Source organism: Bacteroides caecicola (assembly GCF_023337095.1).
Lineage (GTDB): Bacteria > Bacteroidota > Bacteroidia > Bacteroidales > Bacteroidaceae > Phocaeicola > Phocaeicola gallinarum.
The window spans coordinates 120494-142625 of the sequence record NZ_JAMBLM010000005.1 but is presented as its reverse complement, the minus strand read 5'-3'; the positions used below and the strand labels follow the sequence as shown (position 1 = coordinate 142625).

Sequence of the window (22132 nt, the reverse complement as noted above, 5' to 3'; positions counted from 1 at the left end):
AATAGAGATTAAAAAATCAGCGTTGCACTCTACCGCTGGCGTCACCTCCTGCCAATGCTTCTACTTCGTCAGCCGACACCAGATTGAAATCTCCATTAATCGTGTGTTTTAGTGCTGAAGCTGCCACGGCAAACTCTAAGGCTTCTCCCTGAGTTGCTTTGGTCAATAAACCGTGAATGATTCCTCCGGCAAAAGCGTCTCCACCACCTACACGGTCGACAATGGGGTCGATGTCATAATGTTTCGATGTGTAAAAATCTTTTCCATTATAAATCATGGCTTTCCACCCGTTATGAGTTGCAGAGAAAGATTCGCGTAGCGTGGATGCAACATATTTGAAACCAAACTCTTTCACCATTGCCATAAATATGCCTTTATATCCTTCTGCCTCAGTCTTTCCACCGGTTACATCGGCTTCCGGTTTAAATCCCAAGCAAAGTTCGGCATCTTCTTCGTTGCCAATACATACATCTACATATTTCATCAACGGGCGCATAATGGACTGGGCTTTTTCTTTTGTCCACAATTTTTTACGGAAATTCAAATCAACTGATACGGTTACTCCCTGACGTTTGGCTGCCTCGCAAGCCAAGCGGACTAATTCTGCCGCCTTATCAGAAATAGCCGGTGTGATGCCGGACCAATGAAACCAATCGGCATCTTTCATTATCGCGTCAAAATCGAAGTCTTCCGGTTCTGCTTCCGCTATTGCAGAGTGGGCACGGTCGTAAATAACTTTGCTCGGACGCATGGATGCTCCGGTTTCCAGATAATAAATGCCTACGCGGTCTCCGCCTCGTGTGATATAATCTGTTTTTACACCATATTTACGTAGAGCGTTCACGGCTCCTTGCCCGATTTCGTGTTTCGGCAGTTTCGTAACGAAATAAGCATCGTGTCCGTAATTGGCACAACTAATCGCAACATTTGCCTCGCCTCCACCATACACTACATCAAAGCTGTCCGACTGTATGAAACGGGTATTTCCCGGGGTAGACAGCCGCAGCATGATTTCGCCTAAAGTTACAATTTTTCCCATCGTTTTTTGTTTAAATATTAGATTTGTTCGCTTTGTGTGCGCACACAAAGGTACATCTTATTTTTTAATTAGCAAAAAAAGCAATATATTTGTTCCGTAAAAACTCATGAAACAAGTAGATATATGGAGAAAGAACAAGGGCGTATCCGCATCAAAGATATAGCTCGCCAAGCAGGAGTTTCGGTAGGAACAATAGACAGAGTGCTTCATGGGCGAAGCGGAGTATCAGCAGAAAGCCGAAAGAAAGTAGAGGAGGTGTTGAAACAGTTAGACTATCAGCCTAACATGTATGCCAGCGCATTAGCCTCGAATAAAAAATATAAATTCGCTTGTTTTATCCCTTTACACGTTTCGGGGGAATATTGGGAAGATGTAGAGCAAGGCATGGCTCAAGCTGTAAGTACGTATTCTGATTTTAATATTTCCTTAGAAACGTTTTATTACGACCAGTATGTTTCGGGAGCGTTTCAGGCCGTTGGAGAATCTGTCATGCAGTCGCTTCCTGATGCCGTTGTTTTGTCGCCGACGGGTGAGGATGAAACAGCACTTTTCGTATCTCAGTTACAGCGTGCAGGCATACCTTATATATTTATAGATTCTAATATCCCACGTCTTAATCCTTTGGCATTTTATGGGCAACATGCGCGCCAAAGCGGTTATTTTGCAGCCCGTATCCTGAAATTGTTGTCGCAGGAGAGCGAAGAGATAGTTGTTTTCCGACAGATAAATGAAGGTCATTTGGGTTCTAACCAGCAGTTTTATCGAGAAGCAGGATTCCATTCATACATGAAAGAGCATCACCCTGATTTGAAAATACACGAGCTGAATTTTTACGCCAAACAGCCTGACGAAAACGAACCGCTGCTCGATCATTTTTTTGCTTCACATCCTAATGTCACATGCGGCATTACATTCAATTCGAAAGTATACATCATCGGCGAATATATGGAGAAACACCGGCGGAAAGATTTCCGTTTGATGGGGTACGACCTTTTGCGGCGTAACGTATCCTGTCTGAAAAACGGAACGGTGGATTTTATCATTGCCCAGCAGCCTACGCTACAAGGATACAACAGCATAGAGTGTTTATGTAACCATTTAATCTTAAAGAAAAAAGTAAAGCAGTACAATTACATGCCCATCAGTTTGATAACGGTAGATAACATGGACTTCTACATCGACAGCCATACTTTATAAAAATCATGGAAACTCGCTGTTTGAAAATAAATCCTGCGGATAATGTAGCTGTGGCGATTCTCCCGCTTCGAGCAGGGGAAACGATTTGTATATGCGGAGAGGAAATCACCCTGCGCGCCGATGTGCCTGCCGGACACAAGATGACGTTAAAAAAATTCATAAAAGGGGAGAATGTAATCAAATACGGTTATCCCATCGGTCATACCATCAAGCCGATGGCACAGGGAAGCTGGATAAGTGAACGGGAAATCGAAACGAACCTGTCCGGTTTGTTAGAATACAGCTATCAGCCGACAACCGTTTTACTTGATATTCCGCAAGAGAACAAAACGTTCAAAGGCTATCGGCGCAAGAACGGCGAAGTAGGTATCCGCAACGAAATCTGGATAATCCCAACCGTAGGATGTGTGAACGGTGTAGTCAGCCGACTGGCGGATTTATTGCAGCGCGAAACCGGCGGTAAAGGGATAGACGGCATTCGGGCTTTTCCGCACAATTACGGTTGTTCTCAGTTAGGCGAAGACCATGAAAACACAAAAAAGATTCTGCGCAACACAACGCTTCACCCCAATGCCGGCGGCGTATTGGTGGTAGGTTTAGGCTGCGAGAACAATCAGCCCGACGACTTCCGTAAATATCTTGGTGCGTATGACAACGAGCGAATCCGTTTCCTGATAACTCAGAATGTAGACGACGAACTGGAAGAGGGTATGCGTATCTTACGCGAGATTTATGCACGCTGCAAGGAGGATGTGCGTACCGACATCCCTCTGTCGGAACTTCGGATAGGACTGAAATGCGGAGGTTCCGACGGTTTTTCAGGCATCACGGCAAACCCGCTTTTGGGACTGTTTTCCGATTACCTGATAGCTCAAGGCGGAACAACGGTATTAACCGAAGTTCCGGAGATGTTTGGTGCGGAAACGATATTGATGAACCGATGTCGTAACAAAGAATTATTCGAACAAACCGTATGTTTGATAAACGACTTTAAAACATATTTTCTTTCGCATGGCGAACCGGTGGGTGAAAATCCTTCGCCCGGAAACAAAGCCGGCGGAATTTCCACGCTGGAAGAAAAAGCATTAGGGTGTACGCAGAAATGCGGAAAAAGTTACGTGTCGGGGGTAATGTCCTACGGCGAACGGTTGCAGTCGAAAGGATTGAATCTGCTTTCGGCTCCGGGCAACGACCTTGTGGCAGCAACGGCATTGGCAGCCTGCGGTTGCCACCTGATTCTATTCACCACCGGACGCGGTACACCTTTCGGTACTTACGTGCCCACACTTAAAATAGCCACCAACTCGGCTCTGGCAAAACACAAGCCGAAGTGGATAGATTTTAATGCAGGGACTATCGTTGAGGGCGAGTCCATCGAAATTACCTGCCGGCGCTTTATCGATTACGTTATCAGAGTAGCAAGCGGGGAGCAGGTTAGCAACGAGCGAGCCGGATATCACGAACTTGCCATCTTTAAAACCGGAGTAACCTTATAGTCCCGCTGCTTATTCGCATAGCGCACTTCTATAAATGTTCTTATCTGACGAAATCGCAGGATATATTTTCCATCGGCATCTTCCGTAAAAACGCTACCGTTAGTGTTACTCATTCCATGCGGTAGCGTTACTTCGTTCTACCCATAGCGTTGATGGGTTCTACCGTTAGCGTTTTCAGACTCCATGATTAGTCTCGCAGGCTAAATCGCGAGAATCCAAAATTTGAAGCCGCACGAGACTTTCTCCGCAAATTTTAAAATCTCAGCATAACACGTAAGGTTCTCCCAATGGCAGAGTAGCACGGGGCATTTTAAAGCGAATCATATTACAAATGTAACGGGAAGCAGGTTTATTTATGTAATATTACAAATGTAATCAGCTGTAATTTGTGTACATTTGTAGTAGGATAGGGGAGTCAGGCTATTAGAATCCATATTTGTTTCCAATCGGAATGTAAACAAATACTATTGTAACCGTATAGATATTAATGGCTTAATATGAACCTTTTAAGTATTGAAAATCAGAAAAATAACAAGAATATATAAATAAAAACTCCAATAATTTATGCAAATCATCGGTTTACGTATGTAAAGCAAGCGTTTTACACCTATATTTGTTTATTAATCACGTTATTACCATTAACATAAGGATTGATATTAAAGCGATTATTCAAGTAAAAATAAGGGATTTACATCTGTAATACAGCTATTTGGATAGAAATCACAACCTATATAATACATTTGTAAAACTTTACTTTTCTAAAATTAAATTTGCTTTTGTCAATCCCTATTTATACCTTTGTAATATGAAATTTTTAATATTACATCTGTAAATGAAAGACCGTATTCAACAAATAATGCAGAAAGAGGGACTGACGAATGCCGAATTTGCCGAGAAAATCGGTGTTTCCACCTCTTCGCTCTCTCACATCTTCAGCGGGCGCAATAACCCAAGTCTGGATGTGGTAATGCGGATTCATAAGGCATGTCCGTATGTCAATCTCGATTGGCTTCTCTACGGAGAGGGACAAATGGAAACCCGGAAACAGGCTGTTACCGGCATTGACCTGTTTTCTCAGGCTGCCGAGAATCGCGAATTTACGGACAAACCGTCGGGCGATAACGATTTTCGCAAGGAAAACCCGCCACAACCGCCGTTTTACATGCCTAAAGAAACTGTAAGAGAAGAAATTAAGTATATAGAAAAGCCTCATCCCAAAATAACAGAAATAAGAATTTTCTTCGATAACGGAACGTATGAAACCTTTAAACCGGAAAAATAGCTGATAATCGCCCTGCCGCTTTGTCGGGTTGTATTATGTAAATTCGTATCTTTGCCCTACGAAACGATTTACCTGATTTTTGTATGAAGAAATACATTTTAGATTTAACGGTTACAGAGAACATACGGTTGCACACCAACTATGTCCTCATCAAATTAACTCAATCCGAGCCTCTGCCCGACATGCTTCCGGGACAGTTCGCTGAAATCCGAGTAGATGGTTCGAACACTACATTCTTGCGTCGTCCCATATCCATCAATTATGTAGATAGGACTACAAACGAAGTGTGGTTCTTAATCCAACTGGTAGGCGACGGAACACGCCAACTGGCTACTGTAAAAAAAGGCGATACCGTAAACGTAGTGCTCCCGCTGGGGAACGGATTTTCGATGCCGCAAACTCCCGACGAAAAGGTATTGCTGATAGGTGGCGGCGTAGGTACGGCACCCATGCTCTACTTGGGTGAAGCCTTGCTGAAAATGGGATGCAAACCAGCCTTCCTTTTGGGGGCGCGCTCAAAGAATGACTTGCTGCAACTGGAACAGTTTGGAGCCTTCGGCGATGTGTACACCACGACGGAAGACGGCAGCGCAGGCGAGAAAGGATACGTGACTATGCACAGTATTCTGAAGGGAAATAAATTTGACAAAATTTACACCTGCGGTCCCAAACCCATGATGATGGCGGTAGCCAAATATGCAAACGAACACAACATCGAATGCGAAGTGTCGCTGGAGAATACCATGGCGTGCGGCGTGGGCGCTTGTCTTTGCTGTGTAGAGAACACAAAAGAAGGACACGTGTGTGTATGTAAAGAAGGTCCGGTATTTAATATAAAGAAATTATTATGGCAGATTTAAGTGTAAACATTGGCAAGCTGAATATGGCGAATCCGGTGATGACGGCATCGGGTACATTCGGTTATGGACTGGAGTTTCAAGACTTTGTTGACTTGGAGAAAATCGGGGGCATCATCGTGAAAGGTACTACGCTTCATCACCGTGAAGGGAATCCTTATCCGCGTATGGCGGAAACTCCGATGGGGATGCTGAACGCCGTAGGACTTCAGAATAAAGGAGTGCATTATTTTGTAGAACACATCTATCCTACGATAAAGGATATACGCACCAACATGATTGTAAACGTATCGGGCTCGCAAGTGGAGGATTATGCAGAAACGGCAAGCATCATCAACGAACTTGAGAATATCCCTGCCATCGAGCTGAATATCTCTTGCCCGAACGTAAAGCAGGGAGGTATGGCTTTCGGCGTGACTGCCCGCGGAGCTGCCGAGGTGGTAAGCGCGGTGCGCAAGGCATATAAAAAGACACTGATTGTAAAGCTCTCGCCGAACGTAACCGACATTACGGAGATAGCACGTGCAGTAGAAGGTGCCGGGGCGGACAGCGTTTCGCTTATCAACACGCTGCTGGGGATGGCTATCGACGCTGAAAAACGTAAGCCTGTATTGTCTACCGTCACCGGAGGAATGAGCGGGGCGGCAGTTAAGCCCATCGCGTTGCGCATGGTATGGCAGGTAGCTAATGCCGTGAAGATTCCGGTTATCGGACTGGGAGGTATCATGAACTGGAAAGATGCCGTAGAGTTTTTGCTGGCGGGAGCCACGGCTATCCAGATAGGAACCGCAAACTTTATCGACCCTGCCGTTACCGTGAAAGTAGCTGCCGGCATTGATGATTATCTGAACCGTCACGGGTATGCTTCCGTTCGCGACATCATTGGAGCACTGGAAGTATAAAGACATAAAAAAATCCTGTTCAGACCGGGCGGGCTTTCCGCCTGTTCTGAACCGGAATAACGTAAATATTATTTATCATTTCAACAAGTCGGGACGCAAGCGTTGCGTACGTTCCAACGACTGCTGAAATTCCCATTCACGAATCTTTGCTTCATGTCCTGATAAAAGAATATCGGGCACTCTCCATCCTTTGTATTCAGCCGGGCGCGTATAAACCGGCGGAGCAAGCAAATTGTCTTGAAAAGAATCCGACAGCGCCGACTGCTCGTCCGAGATGACTCCCGGAATAATCCGCACGACGGCATCGGCTATCACCGCCGCAGCCAGTTCGCCCCCCGTAAGTACATAATCGCCGATACTGATTTCCTTTGTTATGAAATGTTCGCGTATGCGATAATCTATTCCCTTGAAGTGTCCGCACAGGATAATCAGATTCTGACTCAACGAAAGCGTATTCGCCATCTTCTGATCGAACTGCTCGCCATCGGGTGTGGTGAAAATCACCTCATCGTAATCGCGCTCCGCCTTTAAAGCAGAAATACAGCGGTCTATCGGCTCTATCTTCATCACCATTCCCGCACATCCGCCAAACGGATAGTCATCGACCTTGCGGTAGCGGTCGTAAGCATAGTCGCGCAGGTTATGTATATGAAACTCAGCAATGCCTTTTTTCTGCGCCCGGCTCATGATAGAGTAATTGAAAAAGCCCTCTATCATTTCGGGCAAAACCGTTATAATGTCTATTCTCATATCTCTTGTTATTTTTCAGCAAAAATACGAATATTCCGCCGTCCGGCATCTCTTGAAAAGACATTTTTGCTATTTTTGCAAGAAACATCTCATAGACTAACCATGACAGAAATAGAAAGAATCAATCAGTTGCGCAACGAACTCCATGCGCATAATTATAATTACTACGTACTCAATGCCCCGGTTATCAGCGACCAAGAATTCGATAGACTGATGCGTGAGCTGCAAGATTTGGAAGCAAAACATCCGGAATGTTTCGATGCCAACTCGCCGACCATGCGCGTGGGCAGTGACCTTAACAAGAACTTCACGCAAGTAGAACATAAATACCCGATGCTTTCGCTGGGGAACACTTACTCGGAAAGCGAAGTGGCAGACTTTTATGAGCGTGTACGTAAATCGCTCAACGAGGATTTTGAAATCTGCTGCGAAATGAAGTTCGACGGAACATCTATCTCGCTGACGTATGAAGACGGAAAACTGGTGCGCGCCGTAACACGTGGCGACGGCGTAAAGGGCGACGATGTGACAGACAATGTAAAAACCATCCGAAGCATTCCGCTGGTACTTCACGGAGAAGGTTATCCGAAAAATTTTGAAATAAGAGGCGAAATTCTGATGCCGTGGACGGTATTCGAGGACTTGAACCGCGAGCGGGAATTACGTGAAGAACCGCTTTTCGCCAATCCGCGTAACGCTGCTTCGGGGACGTTGAAGTCTCAGAACTCGGCCGTCGTAGCCAGCAGAAAACTGGATGCCTACCTTTATTACTTGCTGGGAGACAACTTGCCTCATGACGGACATTACGAAAACCTGCAAGAGGCTGAAAAATGGGGATTCAAAATATCTCACATCACCCGCAAGGTACGTACACTGGATGAAATCTTTGAATTTATCAACTATTGGGATGTAGAGCGGAAAAATCTGCCGGTGGCTACCGACGGAATCGTACTCAAAGTAAATTCCCTGCGCCAGCAACGCAATTTAGGTTATACGGCCAAATCGCCTCGCTGGGCCATCGCTTATAAATTCCAAGCAGAACAGGCGCTGACCAAACTGCTGAAAGTAACTTATCAGGTAGGCAGAACAGGAGCGGTGACTCCGGTAGCCAACTTGGAACCTGTGCAGCTTTCGGGAACTATCGTCAAACGGGCTTCACTGCATAATGCCGACATTATCGCCTCGCTGGATTTGCACATCGGCGACATGGTATATGTAGAAAAAGGAGGAGAAATCATCCCGAAAATTACAGGTGTAGACGTTGCATCGCGTCCGCAAAACAGCGAAAAGGTTACTTTCATCACCCACTGTCCGGAATGTGGAAGCAAATTAATCCGTTATGAAGACGAGGCTGCCCATTATTGTACGAACGAAACGGCCTGTCCGCCTCAAATCAAAGGTAAAATCGAGCATTTCATCAGCCGCAGGGCAATGAATATTGAAGGACTCGGACCGGAAACAGTAGACCAGTTTTATCAGGAAGGGATGATTCATAACGTTGCCGACCTGTACACGTTGAAAGCAGAAGACATCTGTAAGCTGGAACGCATGGGAGAAAAGTCTGCCGAAAATATCATTCAAGGCATCGAAGCCTCGAAACAAGTCCCTTACGAGCGGGTTCTTTTTGCATTGGGTATCCGATTTGTGGGCGAAACAGTCGCCAAAAAAGTAGCCAAAGCCTTCCGTTCCATCGATGCATTGGCAACAGCAACATTGGACGAACTGATTCACGTTGACGAGATTGGTGAGAAAATAGCCCAAAGCATCCTGCTGTACTTCTCGAACGAACAAAACCGGATGCTTGTCGAACGTTTGCGCCAAGCCGGATTAAAGTTGGAGGCCGATGAAGAAGATTTATCCGGACACACCGACAGACTTCAAGGTAAATCAATCGTCATCAGCGGTGTGTTTGCTTTACATTCGCGCGATGAATACAAAGACCTCATCGAGAAACACGGAGGAAAAAATGTAGGAAGCATTTCAAAGAAAACAAGTTTCATTCTTGCCGGAGACAATATGGGTCCAAGCAAATTAGAAAAAGCACAGAAATTGGGCATCCCCATCATCGATGAAAACGAGTTTCTGTCAATGATAGCAGAAGAATAATAAAGAAAAGACTAAAAAGCTATTAAAAATAAACTTTTAACAGAAAATATTTCTACTTTTGTAATCAAAATAACGTGTATACGAACTTATCTATGATACAGAGAAGACTTAGAGGAATGGGAGTGGCTCTGATTACTCCTTTCAAAGAAGATGGAAGCGTAGACTATGATGCGCTGGTGAGGTTGGTTGAATTTCAGGTGCAAAACGGAACTGATTTTCTTTGTGTATTAGGAACTACCGCAGAAACTCCGACATTGACTGCCGAAGAGAAAAAGAAAATAAAACAAACTGTTGTAGAACGGGTAAACGGGCGTATTCCTATCTTGTTGGGCGTAAGCAGCAACTGTACCCAAACGGTTGTCGATACTTTGAAAAACGATGATTTCAGCGGTGTAGACGCTGTATTGGTTGCAGTTCCTTATTACAACAAGCCCTCGCAAGAAGGCATTTACCAACACTATAAAGCCATCGCAAATGCTACCAAACTTCCGGTGGTTCTTTATAATGTACCGGGACGTACGGGAGTAAACATGACTGCTGAAACTACGCTCCGACTTGCACGCGACTTTGAAAACATCGTTGCCATAAAAGAGGCATCGGGAAATATTACGCAGATGGATGATATCATCAAGAACAAACCTAAAAACTTCGATGTCATCTCCGGAGACGACGGCATTACCTTCCCGCTTATTACGCTGGGAGCGGTAGGAGTTATTTCAGTTATCGGCAACGCTTTCCCGAAAGAGTTCAGCCGCATGACACGCTTGGCTTTGGCTGGTGATTATACAAGCGCACTAAGCATCCATCACAAATTTACCGAACTGTTTAAGCTATTGTTTGTCGACGGTAATCCGGCAGGCGTGAAAGCAATGCTGAGCATGATGGGCATGATTGAGAACCGCCTTCGCCTTCCTCTTGTGCCAACTCGTATTACCACCTATGAAGAAATGCGCCGCATCTTGGAGCAACTAAAAATAAAATGTTGATTACAACCTCTATACAAGAAATCCTCCTTACAGATTCATGAATTTGCAAGGAGGATTTTTTGTATCTGGAAACCAGAAAGTTGCCAATGAAGCGACCTTATGTTAAAAGTATACAAACCAAAGCCTAATAATAGACAGATAAATTGTTTTTCCCCCATCTTTTTAGTTTATTTGCAAATATACTTATCTTGATAATTAGGCATACGATGAAAACATATCTTTATTCTCTGCTATTAGCTTTCTCTTTGTTCTTCTTTTCATGTAAAGATGAAAGCTCCATCGAACTCTTTCAACAGTCGTCAGAGATTGCCATGAATTTCCCGATAAAAGACGGAACCATTTCTTACCGCATCAACCACGGAGGAGAAATAGCCATGTATGGAGGAGTGGGTACTTACGGTGTTTTTTCAAATAATGAAGTAGTTGCCACTGCCGAGGTCGTTAATAACGAATATATACGGGTTTATGCACAAAGTGTCGGAACAGCAGAACTAACAGTGCAAGACGATGCGCATAACGCAGCATTGGTACGGATTGTGGTGGAACCGGATCTGCGCGAAGCTATCGTTCTAAAAATCGATTATGAAATAGAAGGAGTTTCGGAAGAAGAGAAAGAACTGATAAAAGAAGAACTTACCGCCACCGAAGAATGGAACAATGCCCATATCTTATTTGAATTTGACCAAGCCGATGCCGGACAGCTTACAGCAACCGATGGTAAAAGTTCAAATCACCTGATAGAGAATGTGCCATTCGTATGGAGTGATTATAACTTGTTTGTCGACGATGGGTTAAGAGCGTCTTTAAACTTTGTTTATCGTGGGAACTTACTTGCAGAAAACATTGATTCAACAGACTGTAATTCAGAAATTCAATTCGGTGCATGGGAGCTTGATGTTACTTCTGATTTCCAAAAACAGTATCCCGGCATAACCAGTCTGAAGAAAATATTTTGGGTTACGATAGGAAAGTGATTATACAAAGCAATAAGACATAAAAAAAGTTCCTACATTCTTTTCAGAAAGTAGGAACTTCTGTGACCGCGACAGGATTCAAACCTGTAACCGGCTGATCCGTAGTCAGCTACTCTATTCAGTTGAGCTACGCGGCCATCAATTATTAACTATGACGAAGTGTGACCACGACAGGATTCAAACCTGTAACCGGCTGATCCGTAGTCAGCTACTCTATTCAGTTGAGCTACGTGGCCAAAACTTCTTGTTTAAGAATTTCAAAGAACAGTGACCGCGACAGGATTCAAACCTGTAACCGGCTGATCCGTAGTCAGCTACTCTATTCAGTTGAGCTACGCGGCCTTGTGTCTTTTCTTAACGGGTGCAAAGGTATGGCTTTTTCATGAAACTACCAAATGTTTGAGCAACTTTTTTGCAATAATTTATTCCATAAATCTCGTTCCGAATACTTGCCAGCCCAGTGTAAGACCGAAATTCCAGTTCTTAGACGGTGAGCTATAATGATTTACGTAAGCGCTTATCGCACCAAACGGAAGTTTAACAACCAAAGCCAATTCTCCCAAATATTCTACACCGTGGAATAATTCGCCGTAATAAGCTTTCCGGTTAGCGTCTTGCTTGATTGGAAATATCGGAACAAAACCGTAAATTCCCGCCCGAGCATGAAAAACAGAGTTGAACTGATAAATGGGGCAAATACCTGCTCCTATAAATTGGTTTGCACGGAAAGCCTCATTATAAGTAATCTTACTGTGAGCTGTAGGTGCAAAAGTTCCTGCCTGCATCATGCTTGCCCGATAATTATGGCTGAAGTTACGCGATGAATAATAGGCGTGCAGATAAGCCCCTAACGTGAAATTGTGACGTAAATTGTAATATCGCTCCAATTCGTAAGATAATTGCAGCCACGACTGTATGTATTTATACCCACCCTCGTAAGAGTCTTCTCCGATGCCGGGATAAAAATGTTCACGCCCGGTATAAATATGTGCAGCCAATCTTTCTCTGCGTCCCGACGTAGCAAACTGGCGGCTGTTCAACGTATTGCCGTCCAGTGCAACCGACCCTCCAAAAATCGTGTATTGACTCCGATCTCTCTTCGCCGTAGAAAAATCAATAATGTTCGTCTGAAAATACTGGTCTTCCAAATTGCCTAACCCAATGCCAAATTCGGCTTTCTGACGACTGAGGAATGGAATGGACACATAAAGTTTTACAAACTCTTCCTTCTGCTTATTGAAAACAGGGCTATTTCCTTTCGTTAAAAATTTGCCCTGCTTCTGATAATCGAACGTAGAAAGCGAAGCTACCAGACGATAAGAAGTAGGTAAACGTGTAGGCAGATCAATACGTCCGGAAAGCTGGACATTATTATAAATCTGCCCCAACTGTCCGTCAAACGAAAATTCTTTCGCAAAGTTATTCAGGTTGTGATAAGTCGCCCCCACATAAACCTGATTTGAACCGTTCGAACCGACGTTTCCTCCCACACGCAGAGACAGATCGTCTTCCATCGTTACTTTCAGGCGCAAATTAAATACGCTGTCTATCGGATTATAAGTAACGTGGGGAAGGATTTCTGAAATCATATTATCGGAAATCAATCTAAAATACCCCCGTCGAAGTTCTTCCAAATCAAAACTTCCGTCTTTTTCCGTATGAAATTCTTTGCGGATATATCGTTGCTGTTGATAATTCACTCCATCAATGGTTATTTTGCGGAAGCGAAAAGCCGGCAAAGCGTTTCGATAAGCTATTCTCCGTCTGGTTAGTTGCCGATAGTTCACCCTCCGCGAAATACGTGATTTAATGGTATCCATCAGTTGAATAGCACGCTCGTAACCGATGTCATGAAGTTCATCAAAACGGTCGAAATCCATCAAATTCACATCATCATACTTAAAAGTCATCAAGATACCCAAAGAGTCGGGCAGCGTATAATCGGTTTTCTGCATAATCATACTTTCTAACTGCCCGATAAGATCGCCTTCTTTGGGCTTTCCGGGATTGGAACTGACCACGCTGCCGATGATGATATCGGGATGAAAATCTTCTACCATCACATTAACCGGAAAGTTATTATAGATGCCTCCGTCGTATGCCAAGACAGAATCTATTTCAATCGGTTTAAACATGGCAGGGAAACTCATTGAGGCTCGTACTGCATCGCCCAAGTCTCCCCGGCTGAATATGATGGGACGCTTATTATACACATCAGAAGCCACACAACGGAAAGGGATGAAAAGTTTATTAAAATCGTTTCGACAAGAGGCCGTGGCCTGACCAAATAGTTCAACGAAGGCAAGATTCATCTGAAGCGGATTAACCACGCTCGACGGTAAAATCTGTGTTTTCATCTTGTGAAGCGGATTTTTCAGCGATACGCGGATATTTATAAACTCCGGTGTAGGCGGATTCTTTTTAAAATAATACACGTATTTTTCCTCAATGTCTCCGGTATACCAACGCTTGAAATCGTCCGATTTGATGATACGCTCCATATCGTCGGGCGAATATCCCATCGCATATAGCGACCCGACGATAGCTCCCATTGATGTTCCCGCCACGTAGTCGATAGGTATATTATTTTCTTCCAACGCACGGATAATACCAATGTGGGTTAATCCTTTGGCACCGCCTCCACTAAGCACTAATCCTACTTTTTGGGCAGAAAGGGGAAGTACCGCAAACCAAGCCGCAACACAAACCAGCAACACGAAGCCTAATCTTTTCATAAAATATTCGGTTAAGTCAATATCAAAGATACAAGCAAAAACTGATACTCTGTAAAAAAAAAGATTTTTTAAGGATTACCTTTCCGGAAAAGGGAAATAAAGGACAGAAAAACATACGCATGGACTATGGAAAAACACACGCAAAAAAAGAGGCTGCCAATACTGACAGCCCCTAACCAATATCTTGAAATGAAAGACACTATTAATTATCAGATCATCTCGATGCTGCGTTTTACAAAATTAGTCAACGCTTCACCCTTCAACATATTGTTTTGCAATAAAGCAAGGTCAATCAGTTGGTGAACCACCTTATTGCCGGCGGCATATTCATTGATAACACCGTCTTTCTGCTTCTTCTGGTCATCCAATTTCTTTTCCACGTCTGCCAATTCGTCTTTTTCCGCCGTCGGGATTTCGTCAGACTTCTTGCCTTCTTGCGCTTTATGAAGTTCGTTCATGCGAAGTGTGAGCATGGCAATCTCTGATTCAATCGGAACCAACTTTTCTGCACATGCCGATTCAGCGTCTGCCAATACTTGTTTAATCAGCTTGTGGTCGCTGTTCAAAACCAAGCTATACATATCCGGCATTTCGCCGTAGAAACTCATACCCGGCTGAATGTTTGCCATTTCTTTCATTCGGCGCATATATTCTGCCTGCGTAATCACGATGGGAGCCGCTGTTTCGCCCATAGCCTGTGTATCGACGTTGAATTCAACCTTCTGCACATTCGGAAGTTGTCCTCTGAATACGGTTGCCAGAACCTGACGCTTGTCTGACGGAAGTTCTTCGCCTTTCTGTTCTTCTTTTACAATCAAGCGGTCAATAACGTCGCTGTCTACACGTGTAAAACGGCTCTTTTCAAATTTCTGTTCCAGCATGTTAATCATCGGAACATCCAACTGTCCGTCCATCAGCAACACGTTATAGCCCTTGTTTTTAGCCGCATCGATGTAGGTATATTGTTCATCTGTATTGTTGGCATACAGATAAATCAGGTTGCCATCCTTATCCGTCTGGTTATCTTTAATCAGCGTCTGATATTCTTCGAAAGTATAATACTTACTGTCGGTGTCTTTGAAGAGAGCAAACTTGTTTGCTTTTTCGTAGAAGTCTTCCTGTGTAAGCATTCCGTAATTAATGAATATCTTCAAATCATCCCACTTGGTTTCAAACTCTTTACGGTCGTTTTTAAAGATAGACTGCAAGCGGTCTGCCACCTTTTTGGTAATGTAGGTAGAGATTTTCTTTACATTCGAGTCGCTCTGCAAATAAGAGCGTGATACGTTCAGCGGAATATCCGGAGAGTCGATAACGCCGTGCAGCAACGTCAGGAAGTCGGGCACGATACCCTCTACCGAGTCGGTTACATACACCTGATTGCAATACAGTTGTATCTTGTTCTTCTGTAAATCAATGTTGCTCTTTATTTTCGGGAAATAAAGTACACCGGTCAGGTTAAACGGATAATCCACATTCAAGTGAATCCAGAACAGCGGTTCGTCAGACATCGGATACAAATCGCGGTAGAACTTCTTGTAATCCTCGTCTTTCAGTTCGCTCGGCTTTTTCGTCCAGATAGGAGTGCTGTCGTTTATCACGTTATATTCGTCCGTTTCTACCTGCTTGCCGTCTTTCCATTCTTTCTTTTTGCCGAAAGCTACCGGAACAGGCAAGAACCGGCAGTATTTGCTAAGTAGCCCCTGTATGCGTGATTCTTCCAGAAACTCACGGCAGTCATCGTCGACATACAATATCACGTCGGTACCACGGTCGGCTCTGTCGGCATCCTCCAGCGTAAACTCCGGACTGCCGTCGCATGTCCATTTCACTGATTTTGCATCGTCACGGTACGACTTGGTAACGATTTCGACTTTCTTTGCCACCATGAAGGCAGAATAGAATCCCAATCCGAAATGACCGATGATGGCATTTGCATCGTCTTTATATTTTTCAAGGAAATCGTTGGCTCCCGAGAAAGCAATCTGATTAATGTATTTATCGATTTCCTCAGCCGTAAGTCCCAAACCACGGTCGGAAATGGTAATCGTATCTTTATCTACTTTCACCTGAATGGTCAAGTCGCCCAGTTCTCCTTTAAACTCGCCTTTCGAAGCAAGTGTTTTCAACTTCTGAGTGGCATCGACCGCATTGGATACCAATTCGCGGAGAAAAATTTCATGATCGCTATACAAGAATTTCTTGATGATGGGGAAAATGTTCTCTGTTGTAACCCCGATATTACCTTTCTGCATAATCTATATATTATTAATGTTATTCAAATACCGCTTTACAGGTAGACAAAAAAAATGCCAGACACAAGCGTGTCTGACATTTTGTCTGATTTCAGGCGGATTGTTTTATGACTTTTCAACAATCATCCGCAGTTTATCGTTGTCTTTATCCAACACCACGTGTAACGTATCGCCCGCCACAGGAGCCTCATTGATGATCAACTCGGCCAAACCGTCTTCCAGATTATTCTGGATAGAACGCTTCAACGGACGTGCGCCAAACTGAACATCGTATCCTTTCGAAGCCACATAACGTTTGGCATCGTCATCGATAACCAGTTTATAACCCACATTCTCAATCCGTTGATACAATCCCTTCAGCTCAAGTTCGGTAATACGGGTCAAGGCTTCCACATCCAACTGGTCGAACGTTATGATTTCGTCCAGACGGTTGATAAACTCAGGCGCAAACGATTTGTTCAACGCTTTGGTTATCACGCTGCGCGAATGTTCCTTGTCGTCGGTACGCATCTGAGCCGTAAAGCCGATGCCTTTTCCGAACTCTTTCAACTGGCGCGTACCGATATTCGAAGTCATGATAATCACCGTATTCTTAAAGTCTACCGTCCGTCCGTAGCTGTCTGTCAGTCGTCCTTCATCCATCACCTGAAGCAACAGGTTGAACACATCGGGATGGGCTTTCTCTATCTCGTCTAACAACACGATAGAGTAGGGTTTGCGACGGACTTTCTCAGTCAGCTGTCCACCTTCTTCATAACCTACATAGCCCGGAGGCGCACCCACCAAACGCGAAACGGTAAACTTCTCCATATACTCGCTCATGTCTATCCGGATGATGGCATCTGCCGAACCGAACATCTGCACTGCAAGTTCTTTTGCCAAATGCGTTTTACCTACACCGGTCGGCCCTAAGAACAAGAATGTTCCAATCGGCTTGTTGGGGTCTTTCAGCCCTACACGGCTGCGCTGGATGGCTCTTACCAGCGTGTCTACCGCCTTATCCTGACCGATAACTTTGGCAAGCAGTTCGCTGCGCATTCCTTTCAGTTTGATGCTGTCTGCTTCCGCCATACGCTGAACAGGAACACCGGATATCATGGAAACCACATCCGCTATCTGTTCCGCATCCACCGTTTCACGGTTTTCTTTCAGCTTTGCTTCCCATTCGTTTTTCATCACCTCCAGCTGCTCCATACACTGCTTTTCACGGTCGCGGAAGCTGGCTGCAAGCTCAAAATTCTGTAACCGGACAGCTTCGTTTTTATTCGCCCGCATCTCGTCAATCAGCTTCTCCTGCTCTTCGATTTCTTTCGGAGCGGAAATGTTTGTCAGATGCACGCGCGAACCCGCTTCGTCCAACGCATCTATCGCTTTGTCGGGGAAATTACGGTCGGTAACATACCGCTCTGTCAATTTGACACATGCCTCTAAAGCCGCATCCGTATAATTGACATTGTGGTGTTCTTCGTATTTCTCTTTGATGTTCTTCAATATCTGCAACGTTTCGTCCATCGTGGTCGGTTCTACCAACACCTTCTGGAAACGCCGTTCCAAAGCACCGTCTTTTTCAATGCTCTGCCTGTACTCGTCGAGGGTAGTGGCACCGATACACTGTATTTCTCCGCGCGCCAACGCAGGCTTCAGCATATTCGCCGCATCCATCGAGCCGGCAGCCGAACCTGCACCTATAATGGTATGAATCTCGTCGATAAACAAAATAATATTCGGGTTCTTTTTCAGCTCGTTAAGTATGGCGCGGATGCGTTCTTCAAATTGTCCGCGATATTTTGTACCCGCCACAACCGAAGTCATATCCAGCGCAATCACCCGCTTGTCGAACAGTATACGCGACACTTTCTTCTCAACAATGCGCCGCGCAAGGCCTTCAACGATAGCAGATTTACCCACACCCGGTTCGCCGATAAGAATCGGATTGTTCTTTTTACGCCGGCTCAAAATCTGCGCCAAACGCTCTATTTCCTTCTCACGGCCTACCACCGGGTCTAACTTTCCTTCCTCGGCAGCCCGCGTCATGTCAGTGCCGAAAGAATCGAGCGCAGGAGTGTCGTTATTCGGTTTCTTTTGCGAGGTCTGGGCAGACGACTGCTTTGCACCCTGCGAATAAAATCCGCCCTCGTTTCCCATGTTGTCCCGACGGCGTATTCCGTTATCCTCCTCATCGTCTTCGTCTTCTTCGAACGGAACTCCGCTTTGCGGTTCGGTTCTCGGAACCAGTTTGTCTATCAACTTTTGATAGCTCACGTTTTTCGTTTCCAGTATTTCTGCCGCTCTGTTCTTGCCTTCGCGCATGATAGCCAGCAACATGTGTTCGCTGTCAGCCATGTTTGCCTTTAACAGCCGTGCTTCCAATAAACTCATTTTCAATATTCTCGATGCGTTTTCGTTAAACGTTATGTCTTCAGAATAGCCTTCTGTAACAGATTCTTCACGCAGCATCACTTCCAAGCCGCTCTTTATTTCCTGCAAATCGATATACAAACTTTGCAACAAACCTACAGCTTTTCCTTCCCCTTCGCGAAGAATCCCCAACAGCAAATGTTCCGGACCGATATACGTGTTTCGCAACCGGTTGGCTTCCTCTTTGCTGTATGCGATAATGTCAGTCACTCTTTTTGTAAATTGGTTATTCATATAATGTAAATCCTCCTTCCAGCTTTGGTTTTTGCATTTCTCTGCAAAGATACATATTATAATAATAACTTTTATATATCTTGTTTTTTACTTACAAAATGTGTGCCACAAAATGATAAAATTCATGCGGTAGAAACATCCGACACTACCCATAGCGATACCCGACGCTTCCCATAGTGTCAGCTGACGTTAGCCGTAGCGTTTAAACTCGGATGGGTTTGCGCTTTTAAGCGGGTAAACCGACACTTTTTTGCGCAAAAAGTTTCGTATATCAGGTAAAAGTCGTACTTTAGCATGGTTTTTCTATAAGCCGCAGAGATTATTAAATTAATATTTTACTAAATGCAAGAACAAGATAGAATTATAAAAATCAACATCGAAGAGGAAATGAAGTCGTCGTACATCGACTATTCAATGTCAGTAATCGTTGCACGCGCCCTCCCGGATGTAAGAGACGGCTTCAAGCCCGTTCACCGCCGCATATTATATGGTATGATGGAACTGGGCAACACGTCGGACAAGCCGTATAAAAAGTCAGCGAGAATAGTAGGTGAGGTATTAGGTAAATATCACCCCCACGGAGATTCTTCTGTGTACGGGGCACTGGTGCGTCTGGCACAAGACTGGGCAATGCGCTATCCGTTGATAGACGGACAGGGTAACTTCGGCTCAATAGACGGCGACAGCCCTGCGGCAATGCGTTATACCGAAGCCCGGCTGAAAAAAATCGGCGAAGACATGATGCAAGACCTGTATAAAGAGACCGTTGACTTTCAAAATAACTTCGACGATACGCTTCAGGAACCTACTGTCATGCCTACACGCATCCCGAACCTGCTGGTCAACGGAGCGTCCGGTATCGCCGTAGGTATGGCTACAAACATGCCTACACATAACCTTGCCGAAGTAATCGATGCTTGTATTGCTTATATAGATAATAATGACATCGACGTAGCAGGACTGATGCAGTATATCAAAGCGCCGGATTTCCCGACGGGAGGATATATATATGGTATCAGCGGCGTGCGCGATGCATACGAAACGGGACGCGGACGAGTTATCATGCGTGCGAAAACGGAGATTGAGACACATCCTACGCACGACAAAATCATCGTCAACGAAATTCCGTATAACGTAAACAAAAAGGAACTGATTGAAAACATTGCGGCTTTAGTAAACGAAAAGAAAATCGACGGTATTTCTTACGTAAACGATGAATCGGACCGCGAAGGTATGCGAATCGTTATCGATGTAAAACGCGATGCGAACGCCAGCGTGGTGCTGAACAAGCTGTTTAAGATGACGGCGCTGCAAACTTCGTTCGGCGTGAATAACATCGCACTGGTTCACGGACGTCCGAAACTGCTGAATCTGAAAGACTTGATTCACCTGTTCGTTGAACATCGCCACGAAGTGGTTATCCGCCGCACACGCTATGACTTGCGTAAGGCGAAAGAGCGCGCCCACATCTTGGAAGGTCTGATTATCGCATCGGACAACATCGACGAGGTAATCCGCATCATCCGCGCTGCCAAGACTCCTAACGAGGCTATAACCAACCTGATGGAACGTTTCCAGCTTACGGAAATACAGGCACGCGCCATCGTGGAAATGCGTCTGCGCCAATTAACGGGACTGATGCAAGACCAGCTTCACGCCGAGTACGACGAGCTGATGAAGCAAATTGCTTACTACGAAGAAATTTTAAGCAATGACGAACTGTGTAAGAAAGTCATAAAAGACGAATTGGTAGAAGTAAAAGAGAAGTACGGCGACAAACGTCGTTCGGAAATCGTATATGCTTCGGAGGAATTTAATCCGGAAGACTTCTATGCCGACGATTCGATGGTTATCACCATCTCTCACATGGGATACATCAAACGTACGCCGCTGGCAGAATTCCATACCCAGAACCGCGGTGGAGTAGGCTCGAAGGGCAGCGAAACGCGCGACGAGGATTTTATCGAACACATCTATCCGGCAACAATGCACAATACGATGATGTTCTTCACCCAAAAAGGAAAATGCTATTGGCTGAAAGTGTATGAAATCCCCGAAGGTAACAAAACATCGAAGGGACGTGCCATCCAGAACCTGCTGAACATTGACTCGGATGACACGGTGACGGCTTACCTGCGTGTGAAGAACCTGAACGATACTGAGTTTATAAACAGCCACTACGTGTTGTTCTGTACTAAAAACGGTGTCATCAAAAAGACATTGCTCGAACAGTATTCACGCCCGCGCCAGAACGGTGTCAACGCCATTACCATCCGTGAAGACGACCGTGTAATCGAGGTACGTATGACGAACGGAAACAACGAAATCGTAATAGCCAACCGGAACGGACGTGCGATACGTTTCCACGAAACCGCCGTGCGCGAAATGGGGCGTACCGCTACCGGAGTTCGAGGCATTACGCTGGATGATGACGGACAAGACGAAGTAATCGGAATGATTTGTATCAAAGATCCGCAGAAAGAAACAATCATGGTTGTGTCGGAAAACGGATACGGAAAACGTTCGGATATTGAAGATTACCGTAAGACAAACCGTGGAGGTAAGGGCGTTAAAACTCTGAATATCACGGATAAGACAGGAAAATTGGTTGCCATCAAATCGGTAACTGACGAGAATGACCTGATGATAATCAATAAATCGGGTATTACGATTCGTTTGAAAGTGGCAGACGTACGTATCATGGGACGTGCAACGCAAGGCGTGCGGCTGATTGACCTCGAAAAACGTAACGACCAGATCGGTTCTGTTTGCAAGGTTACTTCCGAAGCCGAAGAAGAGAATATTGATTTGCAAGCAGATGAACAAGACACTGCGTCGACCGAAAACACAAGCGAAGAAAGCGAGAAACCAATAGAATAAATTTTGTATCACTAAATTTTT

At 44.8% G+C, this 22132-nt stretch carries 14 protein-coding genes and 3 tRNA genes; 9 read left to right on the top strand and 8 right to left on the bottom strand.

Going from position 1 to position 22132, the window contains the following annotated elements; all coding sequences use genetic code 11:
• Positions 1-16 precede the first annotated feature (16 nt).
• Positions 17-1039 carry a sugar kinase gene (locus M3085_RS06630; protein WP_249052569.1) on the bottom strand — a complete coding sequence of 341 codons (1023 nt, stop codon included), beginning with the start codon at positions 1037-1039 and terminating at the stop codon, positions 17-19.
• Positions 1040-1162: 123 nt separating this feature from the next.
• Here M3085_RS06630 and M3085_RS06625 point away from each other — a divergent pair, with 123 nt between their 5' ends.
• From M3085_RS06625 to M3085_RS06605, 5 genes are all read left to right on the top strand, one after another.
• Complete coding sequence (locus M3085_RS06625) at positions 1163-2236, top strand: LacI family DNA-binding transcriptional regulator (RefSeq protein ID WP_178256382.1); 1074 nt, start codon at positions 1163-1165, stop codon at positions 2234-2236.
• Between the two features lie 5 nt (positions 2237-2241).
• The gene (locus tag M3085_RS06620) at positions 2242-3732 is read left to right on the top strand and encodes a UxaA family hydrolase (protein WP_249052568.1); all 1491 of its coding nucleotides are present in this window, start codon (positions 2242-2244) and stop codon (positions 3730-3732) included.
• A gap of 832 nt (positions 3733-4564) precedes the next feature.
• Entirely contained in the window at positions 4565-5014 is a 450-nt protein-coding gene (locus M3085_RS06615) for a helix-turn-helix domain-containing protein (RefSeq protein ID WP_249052567.1), read from the top strand.
• Between the two features lie 83 nt (positions 5015-5097).
• A complete protein-coding gene (locus M3085_RS06610) occupies positions 5098-5874 on the top strand; it encodes a dihydroorotate dehydrogenase electron transfer subunit (RefSeq protein WP_249052566.1) in 777 nt (258 codons plus the stop codon).
• Positions 5862-6773, top strand: a complete 912-nt coding sequence (locus tag M3085_RS06605; protein WP_249052565.1) for a dihydroorotate dehydrogenase — start codon at positions 5862-5864, stop codon at positions 6771-6773. Before M3085_RS06610 ends, M3085_RS06605 begins: the two co-directional genes overlap by 13 nt.
• A gap of 75 nt (positions 6774-6848) precedes the next feature.
• On the opposite strand, the gene trmD is transcribed toward M3085_RS06605, so the two are convergent.
• Complete coding sequence (trmD, locus tag M3085_RS06600) at positions 6849-7523, bottom strand: tRNA (guanosine(37)-N1)-methyltransferase TrmD (protein ID WP_178256387.1); 675 nt, start codon at positions 7521-7523, stop codon at positions 6849-6851.
• 102 nt (positions 7524-7625) lie between these two features.
• Between trmD and ligA the strand changes: the two genes are divergently transcribed.
• The 3 genes from ligA to M3085_RS06585 all read left to right on the top strand — a co-directional run bounded on the left by ligA (position 7626) and on the right by M3085_RS06585 (position 11589).
• Positions 7626-9629 carry an NAD-dependent DNA ligase LigA gene (gene ligA / locus M3085_RS06595; protein ID WP_249052564.1) on the top strand — a complete coding sequence of 668 codons (2004 nt, stop codon included), beginning with the start codon at positions 7626-7628 and terminating at the stop codon, positions 9627-9629.
• Between the two features lie 92 nt (positions 9630-9721).
• Complete coding sequence (gene dapA, locus M3085_RS06590; RefSeq protein WP_178256389.1) at positions 9722-10615, top strand: 4-hydroxy-tetrahydrodipicolinate synthase; 894 nt, start codon at positions 9722-9724, stop codon at positions 10613-10615.
• Between the two features lie 206 nt (positions 10616-10821).
• Positions 10822-11589 (top strand): hypothetical protein, encoded by a 768-nt coding sequence (locus tag M3085_RS06585; RefSeq protein WP_178256390.1) that lies wholly within the window; start codon positions 10822-10824, stop codon positions 11587-11589.
• A gap of 63 nt (positions 11590-11652) precedes the next feature.
• Here the strand turns inward: M3085_RS06585 and M3085_RS06580 are convergent.
• From M3085_RS06580 to M3085_RS06555, 6 genes are all read right to left on the bottom strand, one after another.
• A tRNA-Arg gene (locus M3085_RS06580) sits at positions 11653-11726 on the bottom strand.
• Between the two features lie 25 nt (positions 11727-11751).
• A tRNA-Arg gene (locus tag M3085_RS06575) sits at positions 11752-11825 on the bottom strand.
• Between the two features lie 32 nt (positions 11826-11857).
• Positions 11858-11931, bottom strand: a tRNA-Arg gene (locus M3085_RS06570).
• Between the two features lie 80 nt (positions 11932-12011).
• Positions 12012-14324: a patatin-like phospholipase family protein gene (locus tag M3085_RS06565; RefSeq protein ID WP_249052563.1), complete on the bottom strand. Its 2313-nt coding sequence runs from the start codon at positions 14322-14324 to the stop codon at positions 12012-12014.
• A 209-nt stretch (positions 14325-14533) separates the two neighbouring features.
• On the bottom strand, positions 14534-16579 hold the full coding sequence (gene htpG / locus M3085_RS06560) for a molecular chaperone HtpG (RefSeq protein ID WP_204499957.1): 2046 nt from the start codon (positions 16577-16579) through the stop codon (positions 14534-14536).
• A 105-nt stretch (positions 16580-16684) separates the two neighbouring features.
• Entirely contained in the window at positions 16685-19231 is a 2547-nt protein-coding gene (locus M3085_RS06555; protein ID WP_249052562.1) for an ATP-dependent Clp protease ATP-binding subunit, read from the bottom strand.
• A 342-nt stretch (positions 19232-19573) separates the two neighbouring features.
• On the opposite strand from M3085_RS06555, the gene gyrA reads away from it, so the two are divergent.
• Positions 19574-22111, top strand: a complete 2538-nt coding sequence (gyrA, locus tag M3085_RS06550; protein WP_225230859.1) for a DNA gyrase subunit A — start codon at positions 19574-19576, stop codon at positions 22109-22111.
• Positions 22112-22132 lie beyond the last annotated feature (21 nt).